The sequence below is a fragment of the Flavobacterium sp. genome, from assembly GCF_029242675.1.
Taxonomy (GTDB): domain Bacteria; phylum Bacteroidota; class Bacteroidia; order Flavobacteriales; family Flavobacteriaceae; genus Flavobacterium.
This window is the reverse complement of sequence record NZ_JAQWTM010000183.1, coordinates 1-2,948: the sequence shown is the minus strand read 5'-3', so window position 1 is coordinate 2,948 and position 2,948 is coordinate 1. Positions and strand designations below refer to the sequence as shown.

General features: G+C 31.0%; 3 protein-coding genes and 1 tRNA gene. 3 read left to right on the top strand and 1 reads right to left on the bottom strand.

Translation table 11 applies throughout. From position 1 onward, the window contains the following. The 3 genes from P8M54_RS07045 to P8M54_RS07035 all read left to right on the top strand — a co-directional run. On the top strand, nucleotides 1–178 hold a 178-nt coding region (locus P8M54_RS07045), incomplete at its 5' end, for an aldehyde dehydrogenase family protein (RefSeq protein WP_300286634.1). Between the two features lie 315 nt (nucleotides 179–493). Beyond that, complete coding sequence (locus tag P8M54_RS07040; RefSeq protein WP_300286632.1) at nucleotides 494–994, top strand: GreA/GreB family elongation factor; 501 nt, start codon at nucleotides 494–496, stop codon at nucleotides 992–994. Nucleotides 995–1,705: 711 nt separating this feature from the next. Continuing rightward, nucleotides 1,706–2,617 carry an Abi family protein gene (locus P8M54_RS07035; protein WP_300286631.1) on the top strand — a complete coding sequence of 304 codons (912 nt, stop codon included), beginning with the start codon at nucleotides 1,706–1,708 and terminating at the stop codon, nucleotides 2,615–2,617. A 213-nt stretch (nucleotides 2,618–2,830) separates the two neighbouring features. On the opposite strand, the gene P8M54_RS07030 is transcribed toward P8M54_RS07035, so the two are convergent. Then, nucleotides 2,831–2,904: transfer RNA gene (locus P8M54_RS07030), tRNA-Ala, on the bottom strand. Nucleotides 2,905–2,948 lie beyond the last annotated feature (44 nt).

Below are 2,948 nucleotides of genomic sequence, written 5' to 3'. Positions count from 1 at the left end.
TATTCAAGCAGGTAGAGTATGGGTAAATCAATACCATACGTATCCAGCTCACGCACCATTTGGTGGAGTAAAAGAATCAGGTTTTGGACGTGAGAATCACAAAATGGCATTAGACCATTACCGTGTTGTAAAAAACATGTTAATCTCGTATGATAAAAAACCAATGGGTTTCTTTTAATCTAAAGCAATACAATTACAATTTTAAAACCTCGGATTTTCCGAGGTTTTTTTGTTTCTAATAGTTTCGTTTTGGGGCTTCAAAGCGCTAAAGTTTTCTTAAAGATGGCAGGTATAGTACAACCAAAAAAAGGATATTTTGTAACTTAGTAATTGCCCTAATTTCTGGTATGTAAGCTTGCAATCAATGGGTTGTGGAAAGTACTAAAATTTTGTAGTTAGCTGAAATTTAAAAATATTGAGATACTAATTAATAGTATCAAGGCATAAAATAGCATGCTTTGGTGTTAGTATTTTAATAGAAAAAATATAGATTATGAGTAGAGGATTTGTAAAAGAAGATGATCAAGAATTAATTCCGATAGTGCCGCCAAGAGCTGATTTACCTGACGGAATGGTAAACTACCTAACGCCAAACGGAATGGATGAATTATTACAGGAAAAAGAAACGTTATTAAACGAAATAGAAACAGTTCAAAACACCGATGAAAATGAAAGACGCATTGCGATCAACTATATCAACGCCAAATTACAATTACTAAACCAAAGGATTGCTAGCGGAAAAGTAGTTGATTTAGAGAAGCAACCACATGACGAAATACGATTTGGTGCACTAACAAGCATGCAAATAGGAAACGATAAAAAGGTCCAGAAATACCAAATAGTGGGAGTAGACGAAGCGAATATTGCTAAAGCTAAGATTTCGTTTATTTCTCCCATAGCAAGAATCTTAGTTAATAAAAAAGTAGGTGATGTGGCTGTACTTAAATTAGCTACAGAAGATAGGGAGTTTAAAATTTTGGGTATTGAGTATTGAAAGCAATACCCGAAGTCACATTATTGTTTGATGATAAGACCTGAGATGGTCATATTTTTTATTTTATCGATGAGTATTAGTAGTGAAACATTGTAGTATTTTTTAAATTCTATTATTTATTAAGGTATATTGACTATCATATCTACTTAAATAAATACCGCTTAGTTATAAAATTTAATTAACTCACTAGCAATCGAAATCTTTAATATTGTTATAGTTCCACCGAGAGTTTATGACATTTAATAATTTTTAAAGAAAATTAAAGAATTATCCAGTTGGTACAAATACTCATTTTGTTTAGCGGCACCAATTCGAGATTTCTTAAAATCTAATATGAATTAAATCTATTTTAAAGACGTTAAGTTAAATTTTGAATGAGATAATAGGCAAGTTTTAATCGTGGATAGCCACTTGGTAGTGATTTACATTTGATTTGAAAATATTGACTCTAATGATAACAAACTTAGTTGATAGTATGGTTTGGTATTGGAAACCTATTGTAAAATAAAGAATGTATATTTAAATTATTAAATGATTTAAATTTGAAATAAATGATTACTCTTCAATGAAAATATATTATTATGATTGCACAAATAAATAAATATTGTACTTTTGCAACAACAGTACACACCACGCTACCCATTAGAACAGCGTCCCAGGGTGTGTCTTTTGCTTTTATAGCTATTCTATTGACTTCCTTAATAGCTCTTTATGTTTGATAAAAAAGCATTTACACTTGATCAACAAGTGTCCCAACTACAAGAAAGAGGTTTGCAAATTAAGTATCCTCGCATCGCTGAAAAGTATCTTATCAACATCAGTTATTATAGATTAGGGGAATATTGGTATGTTATGCAGTCAGATAAAGAAAATCACATTTTTAAGCCTAATAGTAATTTTATGGATGTGATTGCATTATATAATTTTGACGCAGAACTACGCCTACTTTTGTTTGATGTTATAGAGAAAATCGAAATTAGTTTACGTACTAAGTTGATTTATTATCTATCTCTTGAGTTTGACCCATGGTGGTTTCAAAACTTTGACCTATTTGATAATAGTAAAGAGTTAGTTAAAACTTTGTCCAATTTAGAAGGCGAAATCGAACGTTCTAAAGATGTTGCAATAACTAACCATAGGAAAAAACATAAAGATGATGGCAGGTTTCCTCCAGCATGGAAGTCACTAGAACAAACTAGTTTTGGTGCCCTTTCAAAATTGTATGGAAATTTAAAGAATTCAGTAAAATCAAAAGATTTAATTGCTAAAGAATTTGGAGCAGTAAACCATACTTTTTTGCCTAGTTGGTTACAATCTATTGCTCAAATTCGAAATTTTTGTGCGCACCATTCACGACTTTGGAATAGAAACTTACCGAGTACGGTCAAATTGTTACCAAAGCCTCCTCATCCATGGATTGACCAAGATGGAAATATTCCAAAGCAACATGAATTTAGTAAATTGTACGTGCACATGTGTTTAATGAAGTATCTATTAAATACAATCATACCTAAAAATGAATTTACTCCAAAATTGAAACTTTTATTTGAAAAGTATCCTAACGTTGACCCAAATGCTCTCGGTATGAAACCTAACTGGCATAATGAACCACTTTGGAAGTAGATAAAATATTATATAAAATAACATCGCAGTTAAACAAATCAATAAAAATTAACCTATTCAAATTATTATTAGACTTCACTTTTACTCATAGAAAAAGCCAACTATTTAGTTGGCTTTTTGAAAATTTAGTTTTTTAATTATATAGTTCAAAAATAATTTTTGGGTGTAAAACCACGTGTTATAATTGAAATAACTGATTAACAGTGTTGTTTGTGGAGAATACCGGATTCGAACCGGTCACCTCTTGCCTGCCAGGCAAGCACTCTAGCCAAATGAGCTAATCCCCCAATACTGCAACAAATATAGTATTATTTATAATTCAAAAGGCAAT